The sequence below is a fragment of the Streptomyces hokutonensis genome (assembly GCF_000376565.1).
Lineage (GTDB): Bacteria > Actinomycetota > Actinomycetes > Streptomycetales > Streptomycetaceae > Streptomyces > Streptomyces hokutonensis.
Genome location: NZ_BARG01000005.1, coordinates 24916 through 45175 on the forward strand (window position 1 = coordinate 24916; position 20260 = coordinate 45175).

Below are 20260 nucleotides of genomic sequence, written 5' to 3' on the forward strand. Positions count from 1 at the left end.
CGGGACCTCCATGCGATCAAGCCGGGTGGGACGACACGTGCCGAGTACGCGTCCCGGGACCCGCTGTGCGGGCCACCCGTGGACGCCAAATCGTGTGGAAACAAGGGGACTTGAGTGGATCAGTCCCCGACGGTGTCGACGATTTGCTGCTGGTCGGCCATGGCGCCGGCCCAGAGCCTGATGTCGGTGATCTTTCCTGGCAGGTAGTGGGCCCACGCCCCGCCGACGTATCCCTCACCGGCCGCGAAGTCGCCGGATCCGGCCACCGCCGTATAGGGATGGGTGGTGTCGCCGTCGTTCTCGTCGGGGCCGAGATAGAAGTGGACCGTGCCGGACGGGGCGTCGTACGTGCCGGTCATCCGTACCGGGCTGCCGAGTTCGGCGTTCTCGTCGGAGACCACGCCGGTGAAACTGCCGTCGCTGTTCAGTCGGCCGAAGTACCACTTGCCGACCGGGATCGCCGCGCCGGTGTCCAGATCGGTGCCGAACCTGGTCAGCTGGTACCAGAACCCCCAAGCGGATCCGTCCGCGCCCCGTTGGCCGACGACCTGGGCCGTGTAGCCGACAGGCTTGGTCAACAGGGCGTCGCTGTCCACGTCGACCAAGGTGGTGGCGGTGAAAGAGGCCGTGTCGTCGATGACCGGCCCCGGGGCGGTGGCCGCGCCTCCCGTTCCGTTCAGGACGATCCCCTTGCCGTCGAGGGAGGCCCCGCCGGACAGCGTGAGCGTGCGGCCGTATCCGGAGGTGGAGTCCGCCAGTGTCGTGCCCGTGGCACCGTCGGGGTTCCACGCTCCCATCAGCTCTGTGCTCGCCTTGCCGTCGGAGTCCAGGAGCCGGTCCTCGGTGGCGATCCCGTTCTCTTCCTCCGTCAAGTCCCGCTGCCAGACGGCCACTTCGTCGATCCGGCCGTGCCAGTAGTTCACATAGCTGGGCGTCACCGCACTGAAGTTGGCCCGGCCGAACTGCAGGGTGCCATCGGAGGCCTTGGCGTCCGAGGTGACGGGCAGCTGCACCGGGGAACCTTGCAAACGGCCGTTGACGTACAAGGAGATGGTGCGCGCATCGGAGTTGTAGACGCCTGTCAGATGCGTCCACGACTTCAGCGGCACACCGGCGACGTCGGCGTTCGCACCCAGATACTTACGGACCCTGCTCGCGCCCTCGCCCTCGTACCAGTTCCACAGGAACACCCACCGTTGGACGCCCGGCGAGTAGTACAGCGCGAACCCGGATCCGTCGCTGCCGGTCTCCGACAGGACCGTGCGGTAGTCGGAGGTGTCCGACAGGTAGGCCCAGGCCGAGACGGTGAACGACGACTGCGTGTTGACCACCGGAGTGGCGGTGGCCGCGTACCCGGTCTGGCGTGTGGCGTCGGAGGTGTCGTTCAGCCACAGGGACCGGTCGCCGTCGCCACTGCGGGCCAGCGAGGACCAGCCCGAGCCCGTGTTGTACAGCGTGGCCGGGTGCCTGGTTCCCTCCGTCGCCGTGTCCGCGGCGGTGGTCGCACCGGAGCCCGGGGCCGCGTCGTCGAAGTGCCAACGGCCGATCGCCGGTTTACCCTCGGCGACGTTGAACTTCACGATCGCCGCCGGACCCCAACGCCCGGCACTGTCCTCCGCCTTCACCTGCAGTTGCTGCGTGCCCGCCACCTGGGGAGTGATCCCCGCGGTGGGAGCGTTCCCGGAGATCGGCTTCGACCAGACGGTGGAGCTCGCCAGCTTGTACTCGTAGGCGGTGTTGGTGTCACCGGAAGCCGGGGAGAAGGTGAACTGCCCCTGTACGCCCGGGCCGCCCCCTGGAGCACACGCGTTGGCGGTGCACGCGGAGTAGGGGCTTCCGCTCGCGAAGGACACCGTGGGTTCCTTCGGGCCGGTGGTGTCCACCTTGAAGTAGCACCAGTCCTGCGTGGTCACCGTGCTGTGCGACTCCAGATAGCTGTCGCCGCTGTCGTAGTACGAGCGGCTGAACACCGCGAACCGGTACAGGGTTCCCTCGGTCAGCGCGATCGGCGAGGGGTAGGTGAGCACGACGCCATTGCCGACGTAGCCGCTGGTGGGCCGTACCGGCTCGGTCGCCACCGACCAGGCACCGGCACTGCTCTGCTGCTGGATGTAGAAGTGGGCGCGCAGGCTTGCCCCGCTGCCGCCGCCCGTCGCGGTCCACACCCTCGCGGTCAGGCTGGGGGTGGGACTGCCGATCACGTCAGGGGTGGTGGAGTCGTCCTCACAGGTGACACCGCCGCTCTGCACGATGCCGGCCTTGGTCGGCACGGCGGGAAGCCCCACATAGGTCACCGACAGCACGGCGTCGTCCCGGAACCGCTTCCACGCACTGGTGTCCGTCTCGTCCCGGGCCTTCACCAACAGCGTCAGCCGGGAGAACTTGCCCGCCGCGAAGTTCCCCACCGTCGTGGTGAGGCTCGAGCCGGTGAACTCGATCGGAGCCGGCGGCTGCGAGGGATCGCACAGTGAGCTCCGGCCCGCCGAGACGTCGGCGGTCGCCATCGTCCCCAGGTTGTTGGGGCGGGTGGCCCAAGTGGTGGACGACGAGATGTTGCTGGTGCGCTCCAGGTCGACCCAGCGCGCATCGCAGGTGAACGACCAGCTCTCGGTGGCCCTGAACGTCGCGGACAGCACCTTCTTGCCCGCCAGTCCGCTCGGCGAGAACTGGAAGTACAGCCGCTCGGTGTAGCCGGGACCGCAGTAGTACCCGTTCCACGAGGAGCAGTGCCCCGTGCCCTTGCCCTCGTTGTCGCTGCCGTTGCTCCAGTTGAAGTCGGAGACACCGTCCGAGCGCAGATAGGTGTGGGCCGTCTGGTCCAGGCCGACGCTGGGGTCGATGTAGACCGGGAACGCGCTGCTGTCGGTGTTGCCCAGCAGCGTCGCGTCCGGCACCACTGCCAGCGCGTCCGAACTGACCTGCACGGGCAGCACCGCCGACGCGTCGCCGTCGCCCGGCCCCGCCGTTCCGTCGCCCTTCGTGCCGGTGGAAGGGTCCGTGGTGACCGACGGGGACGGGGTGGCGGTCGTCGTCATCGCGGCCGACCGCTCCAACTGGGTCGCCGTCCCCGTGGTGGCGCCGTCGCCCTGGGAGTCCCACATGAGCGCGGGAGGGGCCGTGAACACCGAGTGCGCGTCCTCGTCCACGGCGGTCATCCCGCCACCGCTCGTCGGCGCGACCGTCAGTCCGTCGGCCCGGAGGGAGAAGGAGATCTTCTTCAGCTCCGCATTGGCGGCGGCTTCGGGGGTCTTCACGACGAGCAGTTCGCGGAAGCCCTCGGTCGTCGCCGTCATGCGCAGGTCCACGCCCGGGAGTACGTCGGCGTAGACCGCGTTCGCGCCGTCCAGCGCCGGCTTGGGCAACGTCCCCGGCCACCCCAGCCGCAGCGACTTGCCGCTCCTGGTGATGTCCACGAGCCCCGAGCCGTCGCCGCCACCGGAGAACGCCAGATCCACCACGGCCGCCTTCGGACCGACCGTCCCGTCGGCCCGTACCACGAGGGTCGGGTCGGGCGCCGTCCACGACCCGTCGCTCTGCCGCGCCCGCACCGGCACGGTCGACTGGTCGCGGGTGAATGTCGTGCCGTCGGGATTGGCGTACGTCGTCTCGTACTCCGTGCGGTCATCGGTGACCTCGACCGGAGAACCGTCCGCAACAGCCTTCTGCGAGGCGGCCGCCTCGGCGGAAAGCGGCGTCACGGCGCTGGACCCCGCGACCTGCACATCGGCCACCGCCGGATTCATGGCAGCTGCCACGACGGGTTGAACCAACAGAACAACTGCAGCCAGCCACGCCGTGCGCACCGACCGCACACGTCTGCCCCCGGACTCCCCCACAACCCACCCCCGTGGTTTTGACACACCCATCACAAACACTTGGCGATCGAGAAGCCTGGCAGGGCCACTTCAATCGATGTACAAGGAATCTTTCAAGGTAAGGCAATAACCGAACCGCATTATGGCAATGGATTAGTTCGTTCACCTTCAGGCAAGCAAAGGAACACCTCCCCGACCCACCGCGACTCACAGTCGCCCCTCAGATCACCCGCAGCGACCGCTCAGCCCGGGGGCGTCTGATCACTCTCGTACGGGGTGATTCGATCCCGGCGCGGACGGGAGGACGTCATGCTTTTCATCGTGTTGGTGCTACTGGCCCTGATCGTCGGCGGCGCGGTCGCCTACGGCAAACGGCAGGCGGGCGGGGGGAGTTCGGGGTACGGAGCCGGGAGCGCGCAGCAGGTCTACGACGCCGACGCGGGCGCCGAGGCCACGCGCTGGGTGGAGCGGCTCGGCGGGAGTCTGTCCACGCTGGACGCGGGTGGCAACACCGCCGCCCGGCAGGCCCTCGCCGACGCGGCCGAGCGGCACCGTGCCGCCGAGGGGCAACTCGCCGTCGCCTACTCCCCCATGCAGTACGGGCTCGTGACGCAGACCGCCATCGAGGGGCTGCACCACATCCGCACCGCCCGTGGCGCGCTGGGGCTCGACCCGGGGCCCGAGTTGCCCGCGCAGGGAGCCGGCGGGCAGGCCACGGTCGGCGGGCAGACGTACACCGCGTCCGCGCGGCCCGGTGCGAACACGCCGTACTACTACCCCGGCGGGGTCGTCAACGGCCGTTCCATGCCCGGGGGTTGGTACACCACCCCGTGGTGGAAGACCGCCCTCGTCGCAGGCGCCGCGGGAGTCGGAGGCATGCTGCTCGCGGACGCGCTCTTCGACGGTTTCCACCATCACGGGCCGGGCGGCGGGATGTTCGGCGGCGGGCCCGGTGGACCGGGTGGGTTCGGGGGGTTCCGCGGGCCCGGGGGATTCTGACCCGGACGGCCGGAAACCGTAAATGGCGCCGCCCAAAGACCGTCTACGGCTTGACGGCCTGCACGGTGATTCCGGAGAAATCCGCTTCGGAATTGAAGACCCGCAGGAAAATGCCGCTGTTCTCGCAGTCCTTGGGCAGGGACGCGGCGGCGCCCGTGGAACCGGCCGAGGCGGTCAGCGGGTAGGGGCCGATCGGGTGCTGGTAGTTGTCTCCCACCGTCACACTCCGGCCGTCCACATGAATGATCCAGTGGTGACCGGCATTGTCCGGCTTCAGCGGAACCCTGGTCCCGTCGTTCACATTCGGCATGGCGAACCAGCCGGCATTCCCCGACACCCGCGACTGACCGTCCTCGTACTTCGCGTACTGAATGGTGAATCCCTGGGCCGACGCACCGGTCCAGGTGTCGCAGGCCCCCAGCCCGTATCCCCAGCCCACACCGGCCCCCGAGCCGACGGGATCACCGAGTACGGCGTCCAGGTCGACCTGGTAGTCGCACAGAGAGGCGGGCAGCGGGATGAACACACCCGCCCAGGTGTAACCGCTCACCGTGAGCCGGTAGGTACCCCCGGCCACCTCCCTCCGTACGGCCCCGGAATCGGCCGTGACGATGCGCGGACTGACCGAAACGGCCCCCGGGGCATGGCACTTGGCCTCCTTCGGGGATGCGCTCGGGGTGACCATCGCGGCGGTCGGATCATGCGGAGCCGGCGGAGCCTGAGAAGAGGCCGAAGCATGAGAGGGGGATGGAGTATGGGAAGAAGAGGCCGGGCTGGAGGGCGTGGACACGGCACCCGTGAATCCGCGATCAGGGTTCTGATTTCGCGTGGAGACAATGGTCGCGGTCGCTCCGATGACCGCGGCACACACCACGGCCCCGGCGCTGATCCACACCGCTTTGTGCCCACCGGATATGGGACCTCCCGGCCCAGGCGGAACCACAGCCATGATCTCCCCGTCCCCCGTGATTCAAGGCACCCATATTGCCAGGCATAAGAACCGGCCAGACAGCCGAATCGGGTTTTTGACAAGGGAGTTGAAAAGGAGACGCAAGAGAATTCGGTCAGGTGAGCGAAGGCCGGTTGTTCTCCCGGACCACCACCACACCGCCCGGCGGAATCCGCACCGAGCCACCCGACACCCGCTCCCCGGAGAGGAGTTCGACCGCCCCGGCCGCGACCGGCACCTCCGCGCCCGTCCCCGCGTGGTCGATGAGGAACAGATAGTCCGCGTCCGCACCGCGCCGCAGTACCGCCTCCACGCCCTCCGGAGTCACCCGTACCGGCTCCACGCCCGCCTCGCGGCGGATGAGGTCCAGGAGTCCTGCGAGGGTCGCCGGGTCGGGGTGCGTGGCCAGGTACCAGGTCGTGCCCGTGCCGTACGCGTTCCGCGTCACCGCCGGGATTCCGGTCAACGGGCCCTCCGCGTACGACGTGATCGCGTCGGCGCCCGCCAGCGCCACCCGCTCCGACCACAGGGACGCCGTACCGCCGCCACTCAGCGCGAGCGACTCGTCTGGCAGGAGCGGGAACAGTTCGTCCGAGCGAACGCCCAGCGTCTCTCGGAACGCCCCGGGGTAACCCCCCAGCCGCACATGGCAGTTCTCGTCCACGGCCCCGCTGTGGAAGCCCACCGCGAGTGTGCCGCCGGACGACGCGAAGTCGGAGAGGTTGGCCGCGCCGGCGTCGTCCACCAGGTACAGGCTGGGGGCCAGGACCAGGCGGTACGGCGACAGGTCCGCATCGGGGCGGACGAAGTCCACCGCGATGCCCGAGCGCCACAACGGCTCGTACCAGGAACGGACTTGGTCCAGATAGCGGACCTCCTCGCTCGGCTGGGACGGGAGTTCCAGGGCCCAGCGGGCGTTCCAGTCCCAGACGACAGCCACCTCAGCCGTGCCTGTGCTGCCCTGCACCTCCGCCAACGCCCGCAGGTCCGCGCCCAGTTGGACGACGTCCTGCCAGATCCGGCTGTCCGTGCCCGCGTGCGGCAGCATCGCCGAGTGCCACTGTTCGGCGCCCGCCTTCGCCGCCCGCCACTGGAAGTAGGCGATGCCGTCCGCGCCGTGCGCGACATGGGCGAGCGCGTTGCGTCTCAACTCACCGGGGTTCTTGGCCCTGTTGACCGGCTGCCAGTTCACCGCGCCCGTGGAGTGCTCCATCAGCAGCCACGGACGGCCACCGGCCAGCGAGCGGACCAGGTCGCCGCTCATCGCGATGTCGATCTCCGACTCGGGGTCCGTGGAGCGGAGGTAGTGGTCGTTCGAGACGACGTCCAACTCCGGTGCCCAGCGCCAGTAGTCCAGCGCGTCGAAGTTGAACATCACCATGAAGTTGGTGGTGGCGGGGATCGCGGGGGCCGACTCCCGCAGTACGTCCCGTTCGGCCTTGTACAGGGCCAGCAGCGCGTCGCTGCAGAAGCGGCGCCAGTCCAGCTGGTGGGTGGGGTTGGGGACCGCGCCCGTCGCGCGCGGGGGCAGGACCTCCGCCCAGTCGTAGTACCACTGGCTCCAAAAGGCCGTGCCCCAGGCGTCGTTGAGCGCCGGCAGGCTGTCGCCGTACTTCGCGCGCAGCCACACCCGGAACGCCTCGGCGCTCTCGTCGCAGTAGCAGGCCGGGTTGTGGCAGCCGTACTCGTTGTGGATGTGCCACATCGCGACCGCGGGATGGTCGGCGTAGCGGCGCGCCAGTTCGCCCGCGATGCGCAGGGCGGCCGTACGGTACGCGGGACTTGAGGGGCAGAACGTCTGGCGGCTGCCGTACGACAGTCTCCGGCCGTCGCGGTCCACCGGCAGGGCCTCCGGGTGGGCGCGGAAGAACCAGGCCGGGGGTGCCGCCGTCGGGGTCGCCAGGTCGGCGGCTATGCCGTTCTGCTGGAGCAGGTCCAGGACCTTGTCCAGGAGGGTGAAGTCGTAGACGCCCTCGGCCGGTTCGAGCAGTGCCCACGAGAAGATGCCGATGCTGACCATGGTCACCCCGGCCTCGCGCATCAGGCGCATGTCCTCGGCCCAGACCTCCTCGGGCCACTGCTCGGGGTTGTAGTCGCCGCCGTAGGCAATGGTCATCGTTCAACTCCCGTCAGGAGGCGGCGGGTTGTCGCCACGCCCCACTGGTCGAGCGACAGCAGGCGGTCGCTCGACGCCATCAGGCCGCCGGTGGCCTCGACATGGGCGGCCCAGCGTTCGCGGGTCTCCACGGCCGGGCGGGCCATCAGGCAGTCGGGGTCGTTGGTCCAGAGGCGGCCGTGCTGCCACTGGCGGGCGAATCCAGTGAACTCGGCGGAGTCCTGGCCGGGTTGGGAGTAGTCGTCGGCCTCGGGGCGGCGGTGCGGTGCCGTGTCGGGGCTGATCCGCATCGCGTCGAAGAGGCCGAGGGAGGGGAGGATCGGCGCGCCGCAGCCCAGGAGGTAGGCGTCCGGGCCGATCGCCTCGCGGATCAGGGCGATCCCGGCCCGGTAGGCCTCGATGGCGTCGACTTCCTTGTGGCGTACGCCGTCCAGGGCGCCGGCGTAGAGGAAGTCGGCCTTGAAGTAGTCGTAGCCCTCGGTGCGCAGGGTGGCGTAGACCTCGGTCAGGTAGGCCGCCGCGCCGGGGTGGGTGGGGTCCAGGACGCAGAGGTCGTGGCCCCAGTTGCGGCCGGCGTGGGCGAAGCCGCCGGCCGGGTCGCGCACCAGCCACTCGGGGTGTTCGGCGGCCAGGTCGCTCGCCGGGTCGACCAGGAAGGGGGCCGTCCAGATGCCCGCCCTGCGGCCACGCGCGCGGATCGTGTCGGCCATGCCGGCCCGGGAGCGGAAGCGGCCGGAGAGGGTCAGCCAGTCGCCCAGGGCCTTCTGGTAGCCGTCGTCGATCTGGACGACGTCGATCGGGAGGTCGAGGGTGTCCATCGCGCGGAGGTTCTCGTGGATGTCCTCCTCGGTGACGGCGGTGAAGTACTCGTACCAGGAGCACCAGACCGTGGGCGCGGGGCGGGGGGACGGCAGGGCCAGGCTGTCGGCCCAGTCCCCCAGCACCGACTGGATGCCGGTCCCCGTCCACTCCTTCACCGGACCGTCGGCGGCGAGCTCAGCCACCCCGTCCCGGACCGACAGCCGGATCGACGGGACCGATCCGGTGGGGTCGACCGCCGCCCACAGGCGGGCCGGTGAGCCGTCGCCGGGGTCGAGGGCGAGCAGACCCTCGCCCTGGAAGACTTCGGCCGGGACGGTGGCGCCTGGGCGGTAGCACACCGTCGCCCAGTTGGCGTTGGCTGGCCGGTGCGGGCGCGCCCCGAGGGGGTAGGCGCCGCTCGGGCTCCAGGACTGCCAGCCCTCCTCGTGGACCCGGGCGGTGCGCGGATTCACGGGGACGGAGGCGAGCGCGGTGAAGGGGTGGTCGTGCACGGTGGTTCTCTTTCAACGGGAAGGGCCGGACCGGAGTGGCGTCAGCCCTTGTTGGCGCCCAGCGTGAGACCGCTGACGAACTGGCGCTGGAGCGCGAAGTACACGATCAGGGTCGGGATCGCGGTGAGCAGGGCGCCGGCCGCGACCAGGTTGGGGTCGGTGAAGTACTGGCCGGAGAGGTTGTTCAGGGCGGAGGTGATCGGCATGTTCTCGCCGGTCGAGATCAGCACGATCGCCCAGAAGAAGTCGTTGTAGATCCAGATGGAGAGCAGGGTGGCCAGGGCCGCCATCGCCGGCTTGCACAGCGGCAGCACGATCTGCCAGTACTGGCGCCACACGGACGCGCCGTCCACCAGGGCCGCCTCGGTCAGCTCGGTCGGCAGCATCCGCATGTAGTTGCTGAGCACGAAGGCGCAGAAGCCGGACTGGAACGCCACATGGATGAGGACGAGGCCCAGCGCGGAGTCGTAGAGCTTGCCGCTCATCGTGATGCCGGGCAGGTCGATCAGCAGGTACAGGCGGTACAGCGGGGTGATGATGACCTGCTGCGGCAGCAGGTTGCCGGCCGTGAACACCAGCAGCAGGGCGATGTTGAAGCGGAAGTCGAACCGGCTGACGTAGAACGCGACCATCGACGCCAGCAGCAGCGTGAGCAGCACGGCCGGGACCGCGATGATCAGTGTGTTGACGAAGTAGTGCGTCATGTCGGACTGCTGGAACGCGTTCTTGAAGTTGTCGAGGTTCAGCGTGTCCGGCCAGGAGACGTAACCCTTGTTGCTGGTCTCCGCGTACGGGCGCAGGGCCGCGTAGACCGCCCACAGCAGCGGGGCGAGCCAGGCCAGCGAGGTGACGACGAGGAACGTGTGCAGCAGGACCCGGGCGGGGCGGAGCGGGGTGCGCTGCTTCACGCCGAGCGCGGCGGTGGGGGTGGTCATGCGCGCCGCTCCTTCCGGAAGGTCGCGATCAGGTACGGAATGATGACCGCGAGGGAGATGACCAGCAGGACGACGGCGATCGCGGAGCCGTAACCGATCCGGCTGGACTCGCCGATGATGTTGTTGGTGATCAGGATCGACAGCAGCTCGGTGCCCTGGGCGCCCTTGTTGAAGACGAAGACCAGGTCGAAGGCGCGCAGCGACTCGATGATCGTGACGACCAGGACGACCGTGTTGGTGGGGCGCAGCGTCGGGAAGATGACGTTCTTGAACGTCTGCCACTCGTTCGCGCCGTCCAGTGCGGAGGCCTCCCGCAGGGACGGGTCGACGCCCTTGAGGCCGGCCAGGTACAGGATCATCATGTAGCCGGCGTGCCGCCAGGAGGCGGCGATCAGGACGGCCCACAGGTTGAGCTTGGGGTCGCCGATCCAGTCGATGTAGTGGCCGGGCTTGTTGGCCCCGATGAGGCTGTTGATCAGGCCGGTGTCCGGGTTGTAGATCAGCTGCCAGACGAAGCCGGTGACCGCCAGGGACATGACGACCGGCAGGAAGAACGCGGTCTGGTAGACGCGGCTGAAGCGGATCTTCTTGTCCAGCTGCACGGCCAGGAACAGGCCGAAGGGCGTCGGCAGCAGGATGAGCACGACGAACCAGATGATGTTGTGCTCGAGGGCGGGCCAGAACTGCGGGTTGTCGGTGAACAACTGCTTGAAGTTGTCCAGCCCGACCCACTTGATCGAGTCGAAGCCGATGCCGTCCCAGCTGGTGAAGGCCAGGGCGATCGAGGCGAGGGCGGTGACCCAGACCAGGGCCACGTGCAGGACCGTCGGCACGCCCGCCATGAAGGCGAGCGTGATGCGGTCACGGCGGGTCAGCAGGCGCTTGGCGCCCTTCGGGACCCGCTTCTTGGCAGGCGCGGGGCCCGGAGGCGGAACGGCTTCCGCCTCCGGGCTCGTCGTAGTCGTCTCGGAGATCATGAGGAGGCGAAGATCGTCTTCTTCTGGCGCTCGATCGAGGACAGCAGACTGTCGACGCCCTTGGGGTTCTGGAGGAACTTCTGCAGTCCGGGCTGCATCACCGTCGAGGTGAAGTCCGGGCGGGAGTCACGGTCCATGAACTGGGTGAGGCTCTTGGCGGCGCCGATCATGTCGAACGCCTTCTTCTGGAGCGGCGAGTACGCGGCGGTGGAGGCCTTGCTGGAGGCGGCGACCACGCTCGGGTCGGTCTTGAGGTAGAGCTCCTCGGCGGCCGGGGTGCCCAGGTACTCCATGAGCTTCACGACACCGTCGTGGTTCTTCGGGGCCTTGCTGACCATGAAGCCGTCGGTGGGCGCCTCGACGGTGTCCTGGCCGTACGCGGAGTTGACCTCCGGGAAGGGGAAGAAGTCGAGGTCGTCGAGGTCGGCCTTGTTGGTGAACTGCTGCGCCACGAAGGAGCCCAGCAGGTACATGCCGGACTTCTTCGACACGATGCCCTGTGCCGCGTCCTGCCAGGTGCGGCCCATGAAGCCCTCCTGGTGGTACGGGAGCAGCTCGGACCAGTGGTCGAAGACCGCCTTGACCTTGGGGTCGGTCCACGACTCGGTGCCCGCCATCAGCGCCTTGTGGAAGTCGTAGCCGTTGAGGCGGAAGTTGATCTGGTCGAAGGTGCCCATCGCCGGCCACTGGTCCTTGTCGCCGAAGGCGATCGGGACGAGGCCGTCCTTCTTCATCTGCTTGCAGAGCGCGACCAGCTGGTCCCAGGTGGTGGGGACGGTGTAGCCCTTCGCCGCGAAGACGCTCTTGCGGTAGAAGATCGCCCACGGGTACGTGGTCAGCGGCACGAAGTAGTACTTGCCGTCCTCGCCCTTGCTGAGCTTCTTCATGGCGTCGGGGAAGTTGTCCCCGATCTTCGCCCACACGTCGTCGATCGGGGTGGCGAGCTTCTTGGCCGCGAAGAACTGCATGCGGTACCCGGCGAACCAGTTGAACACGTCGTCCGGCGTGCCCTGGAGGTAGGAGTTGATCTGCTCCTGGAAGGTGTTGTGGTCCTTCGTGTTGACCTTGACGGTAATGCCGGAGGTCTTCTTGAAGTCCGCGTAGACGCTCGCGAACGCCTTCTTCGGCACGGCGTCGGACGCGTTGGACCCGAGCGTCACGGTCTTCGAGTCGGACCCGCTGCCACTGCTGCCACAGGCGCTCAGCAGGGGGATACCGGCTCCGAGGACGGCGGCGCCGCCTATGCCGCGCAGGACGGAACGGCGGCTCGCGGCGGGGAGGGAGAAGTCGGGCATGAACGGCTCCTGACGGACAGGGTTCGGCCGGAATGCGCCACGCCCCAGGTCGTCGTAACCGACCAGAAACCAACGCGACCAAACACGGTGGCGTAATAACAGTCCCATGTCTGGTCATGCGTCAACACCCGCCGCCTTCATTTGTCGAAACGTAATCGACACGCACCAGCAAGAGAAGCGGACGTACAGCCGAGTGGCCATACGTCCGCTGCGGGGCGACTGGGGCCCCGGGAGCCGCGAGGGGCTCCCGGGGCACATGGGGCGACTACTGCAAGGCGGAGAAGGCCTTGGAGAAGGCGGACGGGGCCTGCACGATCGAACTGCAGGTCGCGTCGGCGGTGGGCTTGGCCCCTCCCGCGCACTGCTTGTCGCGGGCCCCGGACCACATCGAGACGCCGCCGAGCCCCTTCGCCTTGGCGAAAGCGACGAGCTGGGTCGCGTCGTCGACCTTGAAGACCTCCGATGACACGTCGTTCACACCGATCATCGGAGTGACAGAAATCGCTTTCCATGCAGCGCTTTCAGAGAGCCCGAGAACACTCTTGACTTGGGCCTGAGTCGCTGTAGCCGCTTGCTCTGAGTACGTTCCCATATCTCCGCTGTAGGCCGGTCCGTAATCCATCGCCATGATGTTGACCGTGCCGATTTTCACGCCGTTGGACTTGGCGTTGGAGAGCAGGTTCACACCGTCCTGAGTAAGGCCCTCGGGCATCACCGGGAGGGTGAAGGAGACGTCCAGATTCGGGTGCTGCTGCTGGAGTTTGGCTATCGCCTGGGCGCGGATCGTGTTCGCCGCCGTGTTGGGCAGCGCGGCGCCCTCGATGTCGAAGTCGACCTTGGTGAGGCCATACGTGTCCACGACCTTGCCGTAGGCGCTCGCCAGCGCGCTCACCGAACCGCACGTCGTCGCCAGCTCGGAGCCGGCCGCGCCGCCGAAGGAGACCCGTACGTCGCCGCCCTTGGCGCGCAGCGCGCCGATCTGGGAGGCCACGCCGTCGCTCGCGAGGTCCGTCACCCCGCCCCACTTGGGGGTGCAGCCGCCGCCGTCCAGGACGAAGGCGAGGTTGTAGTTCTTCACTCCGGTCGCGGTGACGTTCCCGAGCAGGTCGAAGGCCGGGTAGAGGGAGGTGTCGACATAGGGGGCGAAGCCTCCGGCGGCCGTGGTGCCGCCGCTCGGGGTCGGGGTCGGAGTGGGGGTGGGCGTGGCCGTCGGAGTCGGCGTGGGCGTGGGCGTCGGCTTGACGGTGGCGGTGGGCGTCGGCGTCGGCGTGGGGGTCCCCGTCGGGCGGCCGGTCGGCTCGGGGGTCGCGGTGCCGTCGGCCGAGCACTTGGCGTTGTCGATGAGACAACTCGTGGGCTGGCCGGTGCCGTTGACCACGAAGCCGACCGTGACCGACTCGCCGGCCGCGAGCCCGTCCGTGTCCCACTTCGGCGGCTTCACGGTGACGTGCTGCCCGCTCACGCTCGACTCGGCGTTCCACAGCGAGCTGAGCTTCGAACCGGACGGCAGGTCGAACTGCAGCGTCCAGTCCGCCTTCCTGGCACCGGTGGTGTTGGTGACGACGTACTGGGCGGTGTACCCGGTCGACCACTCGCTGGTCCTGGTGTAGGCCGCGCCGACGCTCGCCGCCTGGGCGACGCCGGTCAGCAGGATCGCGCCGCCGCCGACCACCGCGGCGGCGACCGCTCCGCCGATCACCTTGTTTCTCTTGCTGATCCTGCGCCGGTGGGTGCTCATCGCGTGCCTGCCTTCGCCGTACGGGGGTGGGGTGCGGCAGCACGCTAGCGATCCGGAATCGGGCAAAGCGCCTGATCCGGGCAGGGGTTGGCGATCTTAGGGCGCGCTTAAGGGAGGGATCGGGAACGGTTAAAGGTAGAGACCAATCTGCCCCGCCGACGCCGTCGTACGGCCCCGCGGTGCCCCTTGCGCTCCGGCACCCGCCCGTCCAGCTGGATCCAGATCCGCACCTCCGTGCCGCCGAGCATCGAGGAGCCGATCCGGACGTCCCCGCCCGTCGACTCGGCGAGTCTGCGCACGATGTCCAGGCCGAGCCCGGTCGAGCCGTCGCTGCCGGAGCCGCGCCCGCGGGCCATCGCCGCCTCGGGGTCGCGTATGCCGGAGCCCGCGTCCGAGACGAGCACGATCACCGCGTCCTCGCTGTTGTGCACGTCGACCGCGAAGGCCGTGCCCTCGGGCGTGTGCCGGAACACATTGCCCAGCAGGGCGTCGAGAGCGGCGACCAGGTCGGCGCGGGCCACGGGTATCCGCACCGGACGCTCCACCCCGGCCACCCGTACCTTGCGGCCCTCGTCCTCGGCGAGCGCGGACCAGAACCGCATCCGCTCACGCACCACCTCGGCCGCGTCGCACCCCGCGCCGGGCCCGGCCGCCACGGTCTGCGGCTTGGCCTCGCGCGCGGTCCGGATGATGGTGTCGACCTCCCGCTCCAGCTGCGCGACGGCGGTCCGCGTCTGCTCGGCGGCCGGACCGTCCCCGAGCGAGGCCGCGTTGAGCCGCAGCACGGTGAGGGGGGTTCGGAGGCGGTGCGACAGGTCGGCCGCCAACTCCCTTTCGTTCGCGAGCAGTTGTACGACCTGGTCGGCCATGGAGTTGAACGCGACCGCCGCCAGCCGCAGTTCGGTCGGCCCCTCCTCGGGCACCCGCGCCCCCAGCTTCCCCTCCCCCAGTTCGTGCGCGCCCTCGACCAGGCGCTGCGCGGGCTGCACCATCCGTACGCCCAGCCGGTCGGCGACCGCGACGGAACCGACGATCAGCGCGATGCCGACCCCTGCGAGCACCGCCCAGGCCGTACCGACGCCGTTGCTGACCTCCGACTCCGGGACGAACACCTCGACGACGGATATCTCGCCGGAGCTGAGCGCGACCGGCTGGAGCAGGACGGAGCCGCCGGGCACCTCGGTGGTGGAGGCGCGGCCCAGCTTCCGTACGGTCGCGATGTCTTTACCGACGGCGCGCTGCCGGCCGATGTCGAGGGCGGCCTTTCCCTCCCCCGCCGGTATGTGGACGGCCATCCCGGAGTCCGCTCCCGCCGAGGCGACGACCTTCTCCAGCTGGTCCCGGTCGGTGGTGATGGACAGCGCGGGGGCGACGGCGGCGGCCTCCCGCTCGGCGTTGGAGAACGCGCGGTCGCGGGCCATCTCCTTGATGACGAGCCCGAGCGGGACCGCGAAGGCGACGACGACCATGGCCGCGATCGCCAGACAGACCCTGACCAGTGCCCACCTCATCGCAGCGACTCCGCTCCCGGTGGCTCCAGCTTCACGCCGACACCCCGCAGGGTGTGCAGATAGCGCGGCCGGGCCGCCGTCTCCCCCAACTTCCGGCGCAGCCAGGACAGATGGACGTCGATCGTCTGGTCGTCGCCGTAGGACTGCTGCCACACCTCGGCGAGGAGTTCCTTGCGCGGGACGACCACACCGGGGCGGCCGGCCAGGAAGGCGAGGAGGTCGAACTCGCGGCGGGTGAGGTCGAGTCGGACGCCGTCCAGGTCGGCCTGGCGGCGCAGCGGGTCGACGGTCAGTCCGCCGACGCGGAGGACCGAGGACGGGGGCGCCTCGCCGGTGGTGGCGCGGGAGCGCCGTAGAACGGCGGACATGCGGGCGGACAGATGGTCGACGGAGAAGGGCTTGGTGAGGTAGTCGTCCGCGCCCGCGTTGAGCAAGCGGACGATCTCCGTCTCGTCGTCCCGGGCGGTGGCGATGATCACCGGTACGTCGGTGATTCCGCGCAGCATCTTCAGTGCCTCGGACCCGTCCAGGTCGGGCAGTCCGAGGTCCAGGATGACCACGTCGAAACGGAAATGGGCGACCTCGCGCAGCGCCTCAAGTGCCGTACCGACACTGCGCACCGTGTGCGCGGCATCGGTCAGATGCCGGATGAGGGCCGAGCGTACGAACTGGTCGTCCTCGACCACGAGCACACTTGCCATGCGCCGCACCGTAGCCCATGCGGGCGAACCGTATCCGGGCCTGTGGACAACTCCCCCCTGTGGACAAAGCGATGGCCATCACCGCGACACCCGTGGGGCGCGTGAGGCAGTATGGCCGCGATGCCCAGAGGACTCGTCAACGGATTCATGCACGTGCTGGCCTGGTCGCTCGCCACCGGCGCGGCGGTCACGCTGTCCTGGTGGGGCGTCCACACGGTCATGACGGGCACGGCCTACGACCCACCGCGCGCCCTGCCCATCACGGCGGCCGGCGCGACCGCTCAGGAGGCGACACCGCCCGCCGAACCGACGGTACGGGCCGAGGCGGCCCCGACCCCGTCGAGCACCCCGACACCGACCCGCACCCCGAGTCCGACCCCCACCAAGACGCCGACGGCGAGCCCGTCCCCCTCCGTCTCCACCTCCGGTCAGGTCAAGAGCTACGACACCGACGGCGGGCGGGTGGTGCTCGAACTCGACACCGATCCGGCCTATGTGACGCTCGTGTCGGCGACGCCGGGTACGGGCTGGTCGATGCAGGTGTGGAAGACGGACTCGTGGCTCCGGGTGGAGTTCACCAAGGGCACGGGCAAGGTGTCGGTGATCTGCACGTGGCACGACGGGGCGCCGCGGGTGGATGTGGGCAACTACTGAGGTTTTTGAGGCGCTTTGCGCCGCCTAGCGGAACACCGACGGCGGCGGTGCCGGTGAGGCGACCGCCGCGGCGTCCGTCACCGGTACGGCGCCGCCCGTGAAGTCGGTGAGTTCGCGGCCGTGTTGGAGCCGGCCGGGGTGGGGGTCGGAGGCGGCGCGCCGGGTGAGTTCGGCGAGGGGCAGCGGATGGTCGGAGGCGACGAGGACGGCGTTGCCGAACCGTTTGCCGCGCAGCACGGTCGGGTCGGCGATCAGCGCGAGTTCCGTGAACCGGGCGGCCACGGTGGCGATCTGGCCCCGCAGGTGGGCGAGCGGGGGGCCGTCGGCGAGGTTGGCGGCGTAGATCCCGCCGGGTCTGAGCGCGCGGCGTACCTCGTCGAGGAACTCGGTGGAGGTGAGGTGGGCGGGGGTCCGGGCGCCGCTGAAGACGTCCGCGACGACCAGGTCCGCCCAGCCCTCGGGGAGCTTCGCGAGTCCCGCGCGGGCGTCGGTGGAGCGCACCCGGATCCGCGCGTTCGGGTCCAACGGCAGCTCGCGGCGGACCAGTTGGACGAGTGCCGCGTCGAACTCGACGACCTGCTGGGTGGATCGGGGGCGGGTGGCGGCGACGTACCGGGCGAGCGTGAGGGCGCCTCCGCCCAGGTGCACGGCCTGGATCGGCTTGCCCGCCGGTGCGGCGAGGTCGATGACGTGGCCGAGGCGGCGCTGGTACTCGAAGGAGAGATACGCGGGGTCGCCGAGGTCGACGTAGGACTGCGGCGCCCCGTCGATCAACAGGGTCCAGGCCCGCGCGCGGTCCCGGTCGGGTATCAGCTCGGCGAGCCCGCCGTCGACGGCCTCGACGACGGCTTCGGCGGAGCCGGCACCACCTCGCCGGGTGTTCCTGGACTTTCCCATTGGCCCATTATCGGCGGGCGGGAACGGTACTGCGCGGCATCCTCGCCCCATGGGGGCGCGGGGCTGTGTCGATATGCGGCTCCGCCGCCTGGGCGCGACCAGCCCCCCACCGGCCCGCAGACTGATCACCACGCTCCCAGCGGAGCGCCCCGCGCTCAGCGACAGCCGTCCGCCGCCTCGATCAACCGGGCCGCCTCGTCCAGCGCGGCCCGCAGGACCGCCGGGTCGGTCGCGAGGTCCGCGTCCCCGGGGGGCAGCAGCCAGTCGGAGCCCTCGACCGGGGGCTCGGGGTCGGGGGCCAGACGCAGGCCCCGGCCGTGGGTCTCCGTACAGGTGCTGCCCGGGACGTCCCAGGCCGCCGCCGTGCCCGGCGGGACCAGGAAGCCGAGGGTGTCGCCGCCGTCGTCGTGCAGCACGGGGCCGACCCCGTCGCCCGCCCCGCGCCGCAGGATGTCGACGGCCTCCAGGCCCTGCCGCGTCGGCACGGTCACCAGATCGCAGGCGGAGTCCGCGAAAGGTGGCGCACTGCACTCCGCGCTCGGCATTCGAGGATCGACGCTCTGACTGGTCTCCATCCCGGTCTCCACCACGGAACCCCTCCTTGGACGAGCGGGTCGGGAGTCGGGTGGCTCCCGGATCCATGGAGTTCAACGCGTCGAAGCGTCAACGGCTACGGCACAAGTCCGCCGCAAAGGATGGCAGTTCATGGCAGATCCCGGATGAGATATCCGGTTTGTAGCCAAACCCTGCGTGGCGGGTCGTGCACAGCAGGTACGTTCTTGCCCGCTGGAAACAGGGCGTCACTCACACAAGTCACCCTGAATCCGGCATGGTTCGACGGTTCGCACGAGAGGACCCGGCCATGGCGTCGTCAATGGTGACCCCGCCCCAGTCCCCCCAACCACCGAGACCCAATCTCGCCTTCCGGCGGCTGCGCGGACAGCGCTCACCGGCGGAGTTCGCCGCGGCCGTACGCCGGTCCGCCCGCGAGATCGGCGAGCGGGTCAGCTGCGACGCGCGCTACGTAGGCCGCGTCGAAGCCGGTGAGATCCGTTGCCCCAACTACGCGTACGAACGGGTGTTCCTGCACATGTTCCCCGGCCGCACGCTCGCCGACCTCGGCTTCGCGCCCCGCTCGTCCGTACGCGGACGCGGGGCGCGCACCGCCGAGGACGCGCCCCCCGCACACCTCACGAGCCCGGCATACACCCAGGGCGAGACGGGTGGGCCGGATGAGACGCGAGGGGCGTACGAGCCGTATGACACACCGGACCCGTACGACACGCACGAGAACCACGAGAACCACGAGGAGAGCGACGTGCTGCGTCGCGCATTCATGAGGGGCGGCACCGTCACGGTGGCCGCCGGCACGCTGGGCCCGCTCGGGCTCACACTGGACGCCGTGGCAGCGGAACGTTCCGTCCGCCGTCCCGGTACGAGCGAGGCGGGCGCCCTGGAAGAGGCCGTCCGCAGAATCCGGCTGCTCGACGACCGGCACGGCGCCGACGGCCTCTACCGGCGCGCGGCGGCCCCGCTGCGCGCCGCCTACGCCCTGCTCGACGCGGGCACCACCCGGCAGTCCGTCGCCGAGCGACTGCACTCCGGAGCCGGTGAACTCGCCATCTCCGTGGGCTGGCTGGCCCACGACTCCGGCCGCTTCGACGACGCCCGCTCGCACTACGCGGAAGCCCTCGCCACGGCCCGGGTGACCGGCGACGCGGGCCTCGAAGCACACGCCTTCTGCAATACGGCGTTCCTCGCGCGGGACGCCGGACGCCCGCGCGAGGCGGTGCGCGCCGCACAGGCCGCGCAGCGCGTCGCCCGCCCCCTCGGCTCGGCCCGTCTGATGTCGCTGCTCGCGCTGCGCGAGGCGGGCGGCTGGGCGGGGCTCGCCGACCGCACCGGCTGCGAACAGGCGCTGGCCCGCGCGCAGGCCCTCTACGAGCGGGGCCAGTCGGAGGCCGACCCCGAGTGGATGAGCTTCTACGGAGAGGCCGAGCTGGAGGGGCTCGAGGCGCAGTGCTGGTCGACGCTGGGCGACTGGCCGCGGGCTTCGCGGCACGCTCGGCGTGCCGCCCAGCTTCAGGATCCGCACTTCACGCGGAACATCGCGCTGTACACGGCTGAGCTTGCCGATGATCTCGCGCGCGGGGGGCGGCCCGACGAGGCGGCGACTGCGGGGATGCGGGTGCTTGATCTTTTGGACCTGGTGCAGTCGTCGCGGATTCAGACGATGTTGGCGGGGACTGCGCGGGTGCTGTTGCCTCATCGGCGGGCTTCGGGGGTGTCTGCGTTTTTGGAGAGGCACTCCAGTCTGCCTCGGACGGCTGCGTAGTCTTTTTACCGGCGGCCGGTGGGGG

The 20260-nt window shown here is 69.8% G+C and carries 15 protein-coding genes; 3 read left to right on the top strand and 12 right to left on the bottom strand.

Annotation, left to right across the window (positions count from 1 at the left end; all coding sequences use genetic code 11):
* Nucleotides 1–119 precede the first annotated feature (119 nt).
* Nucleotides 120–3743: a laminin G domain-containing protein gene (locus SSP08S_RS01465; RefSeq protein WP_439654568.1), complete on the bottom strand. Its 3624-nt coding sequence runs from the start codon at nucleotides 3741–3743 to the stop codon at nucleotides 120–122.
* A 381-nt stretch (nucleotides 3744–4124) separates the two neighbouring features.
* On the opposite strand from SSP08S_RS01465, the gene SSP08S_RS01470 reads away from it, so the two are divergent.
* Complete coding sequence (locus tag SSP08S_RS01470; protein WP_019065798.1) at nucleotides 4125–4814, top strand: hypothetical protein; 690 nt, start codon at nucleotides 4125–4127, stop codon at nucleotides 4812–4814.
* 43 nt (nucleotides 4815–4857) lie between these two features.
* Here the strand turns inward: SSP08S_RS01470 and SSP08S_RS01475 are convergent, their stop codons facing one another.
* The 9 genes from SSP08S_RS01475 to SSP08S_RS01515 form a co-directional block, all read right to left on the bottom strand.
* Nucleotides 4858–5391, bottom strand: a complete 534-nt coding sequence (locus SSP08S_RS01475) for a hypothetical protein (RefSeq protein ID WP_158697119.1) — start codon at nucleotides 5389–5391, stop codon at nucleotides 4858–4860.
* Nucleotides 5392–5878: 487 nt separating this feature from the next.
* A complete protein-coding gene (locus tag SSP08S_RS01480; protein ID WP_019065800.1) occupies nucleotides 5879–7879 on the bottom strand; it encodes a beta-galactosidase in 2001 nt (666 codons plus the stop codon).
* The gene (locus SSP08S_RS01485; protein WP_019065801.1) at nucleotides 7876–9192 is read right to left on the bottom strand and encodes a glycoside hydrolase family 36 protein; all 1317 of its coding nucleotides are present in this window, start codon (nucleotides 9190–9192) and stop codon (nucleotides 7876–7878) included. Before SSP08S_RS01485 ends, SSP08S_RS01480 begins: the two co-directional genes overlap by 4 nt.
* Nucleotides 9193–9233: 41 nt before the next feature.
* Nucleotides 9234–10127 (bottom strand): carbohydrate ABC transporter permease, encoded by an 894-nt coding sequence (locus SSP08S_RS01490; protein ID WP_019065802.1) that lies wholly within the window; start codon nucleotides 10125–10127, stop codon nucleotides 9234–9236.
* Entirely contained in the window at nucleotides 10124–11104 is a 981-nt protein-coding gene (locus tag SSP08S_RS01495; RefSeq protein WP_019065803.1) for a carbohydrate ABC transporter permease, read from the bottom strand. The genes SSP08S_RS01490 and SSP08S_RS01495 overlap by 4 nt, the downstream gene beginning before the upstream one ends.
* The gene (locus SSP08S_RS01500) at nucleotides 11101–12399 is read right to left on the bottom strand and encodes an ABC transporter substrate-binding protein (RefSeq protein ID WP_019065804.1); all 1299 of its coding nucleotides are present in this window, start codon (nucleotides 12397–12399) and stop codon (nucleotides 11101–11103) included. Before SSP08S_RS01500 ends, SSP08S_RS01495 begins: the two co-directional genes overlap by 4 nt.
* Before the next feature lie 265 nt (nucleotides 12400–12664).
* Complete coding sequence (locus tag SSP08S_RS01505; RefSeq protein WP_019065805.1) at nucleotides 12665–14137, bottom strand: glycoside hydrolase family 18 protein; 1473 nt, start codon at nucleotides 14135–14137, stop codon at nucleotides 12665–12667.
* Between the two features lie 107 nt (nucleotides 14138–14244).
* Nucleotides 14245–15648 (bottom strand): HAMP domain-containing sensor histidine kinase, encoded by a 1404-nt coding sequence (locus tag SSP08S_RS01510; protein WP_019065806.1) that lies wholly within the window; start codon nucleotides 15646–15648, stop codon nucleotides 14245–14247.
* Complete coding sequence (locus SSP08S_RS01515) at nucleotides 15645–16349, bottom strand: response regulator transcription factor (protein ID WP_019065807.1); 705 nt, start codon at nucleotides 16347–16349, stop codon at nucleotides 15645–15647. Before SSP08S_RS01515 ends, SSP08S_RS01510 begins: the two co-directional genes overlap by 4 nt.
* Nucleotides 16350–16460: 111 nt before the next feature.
* Here SSP08S_RS01515 and SSP08S_RS01520 point away from each other — a divergent pair, with 111 nt between their 5' ends.
* Nucleotides 16461–17003 (top strand): hypothetical protein, encoded by a 543-nt coding sequence (locus SSP08S_RS01520; protein ID WP_019065808.1) that lies wholly within the window; start codon nucleotides 16461–16463, stop codon nucleotides 17001–17003.
* Between the two features lie 24 nt (nucleotides 17004–17027).
* On the opposite strand, the gene SSP08S_RS01525 is transcribed toward SSP08S_RS01520, so the two are convergent.
* Nucleotides 17028–17900, bottom strand: coding sequence for a spermidine synthase (locus SSP08S_RS01525; protein WP_019065809.1), 873 nt, complete (start codon nucleotides 17898–17900; stop codon nucleotides 17028–17030).
* Nucleotides 17901–18055: 155 nt separating this feature from the next.
* Nucleotides 18056–18490 (bottom strand): hypothetical protein, encoded by a 435-nt coding sequence (locus SSP08S_RS01530; RefSeq protein WP_019065810.1) that lies wholly within the window; start codon nucleotides 18488–18490, stop codon nucleotides 18056–18058.
* A 272-nt stretch (nucleotides 18491–18762) separates the two neighbouring features.
* Between SSP08S_RS01530 and SSP08S_RS01535 the strand changes: the two genes are divergently transcribed.
* On the top strand, nucleotides 18763–20235 hold the full coding sequence (locus tag SSP08S_RS01535) for an NsdA family TPR-like regulatory protein (protein WP_026178088.1): 1473 nt from the start codon (nucleotides 18763–18765) through the stop codon (nucleotides 20233–20235).
* Nucleotides 20236–20260: the final 25 nt, after the last annotated feature.

Coding starts and splice junctions, on each gene's coding strand:
- SSP08S_RS01465 (WP_439654568.1), bottom strand. CDS start 3,743: ATGAATCCGGCGGTGGCCGATGTGCAGGTCGCGGGGTCCAGCGCCGTG.
- SSP08S_RS01500 (WP_019065804.1), bottom strand. CDS start 12,399: ATGCCCGACTTCTCCCTCCCCGCCGCGAGCCGCCGTTCCGTCCTGCGC.
- SSP08S_RS01495 (WP_019065803.1), bottom strand. CDS start 11,104: ATGATCTCCGAGACGACTACGACGAGCCCGGAGGCGGAAGCCGTTCCG.
- SSP08S_RS01525 (WP_019065809.1), bottom strand. CDS start 17,900: ATGGGAAAGTCCAGGAACACCCGGCGAGGTGGTGCCGGCTCCGCCGAA.
- SSP08S_RS01490 (WP_019065802.1), bottom strand. CDS start 10,127: ATGACCACCCCCACCGCCGCGCTCGGCGTGAAGCAGCGCACCCCGCTC.
- SSP08S_RS01535 (WP_026178088.1), top strand. CDS start 18,763: ATGGCGTCGTCAATGGTGACCCCGCCCCAGTCCCCCCAACCACCGAGA.
- SSP08S_RS01480 (WP_019065800.1), bottom strand. CDS start 7,879: ATGACCATTGCCTACGGCGGCGACTACAACCCCGAGCAGTGGCCCGAG.
- SSP08S_RS01510 (WP_019065806.1), bottom strand. CDS start 15,648: ATGAGGTGGGCACTGGTCAGGGTCTGTCTGGCGATCGCGGCCATGGTC.
- SSP08S_RS01520 (WP_019065808.1), top strand. CDS start 16,461: ATGGCCGCGATGCCCAGAGGACTCGTCAACGGATTCATGCACGTGCTG.
- SSP08S_RS01515 (WP_019065807.1), bottom strand. CDS start 16,349: ATGGCAAGTGTGCTCGTGGTCGAGGACGACCAGTTCGTACGCTCGGCC.
- SSP08S_RS01505 (WP_019065805.1), bottom strand. CDS start 14,137: ATGAGCACCCACCGGCGCAGGATCAGCAAGAGAAACAAGGTGATCGGC.
- SSP08S_RS01470 (WP_019065798.1), top strand. CDS start 4,125: ATGCTTTTCATCGTGTTGGTGCTACTGGCCCTGATCGTCGGCGGCGCG.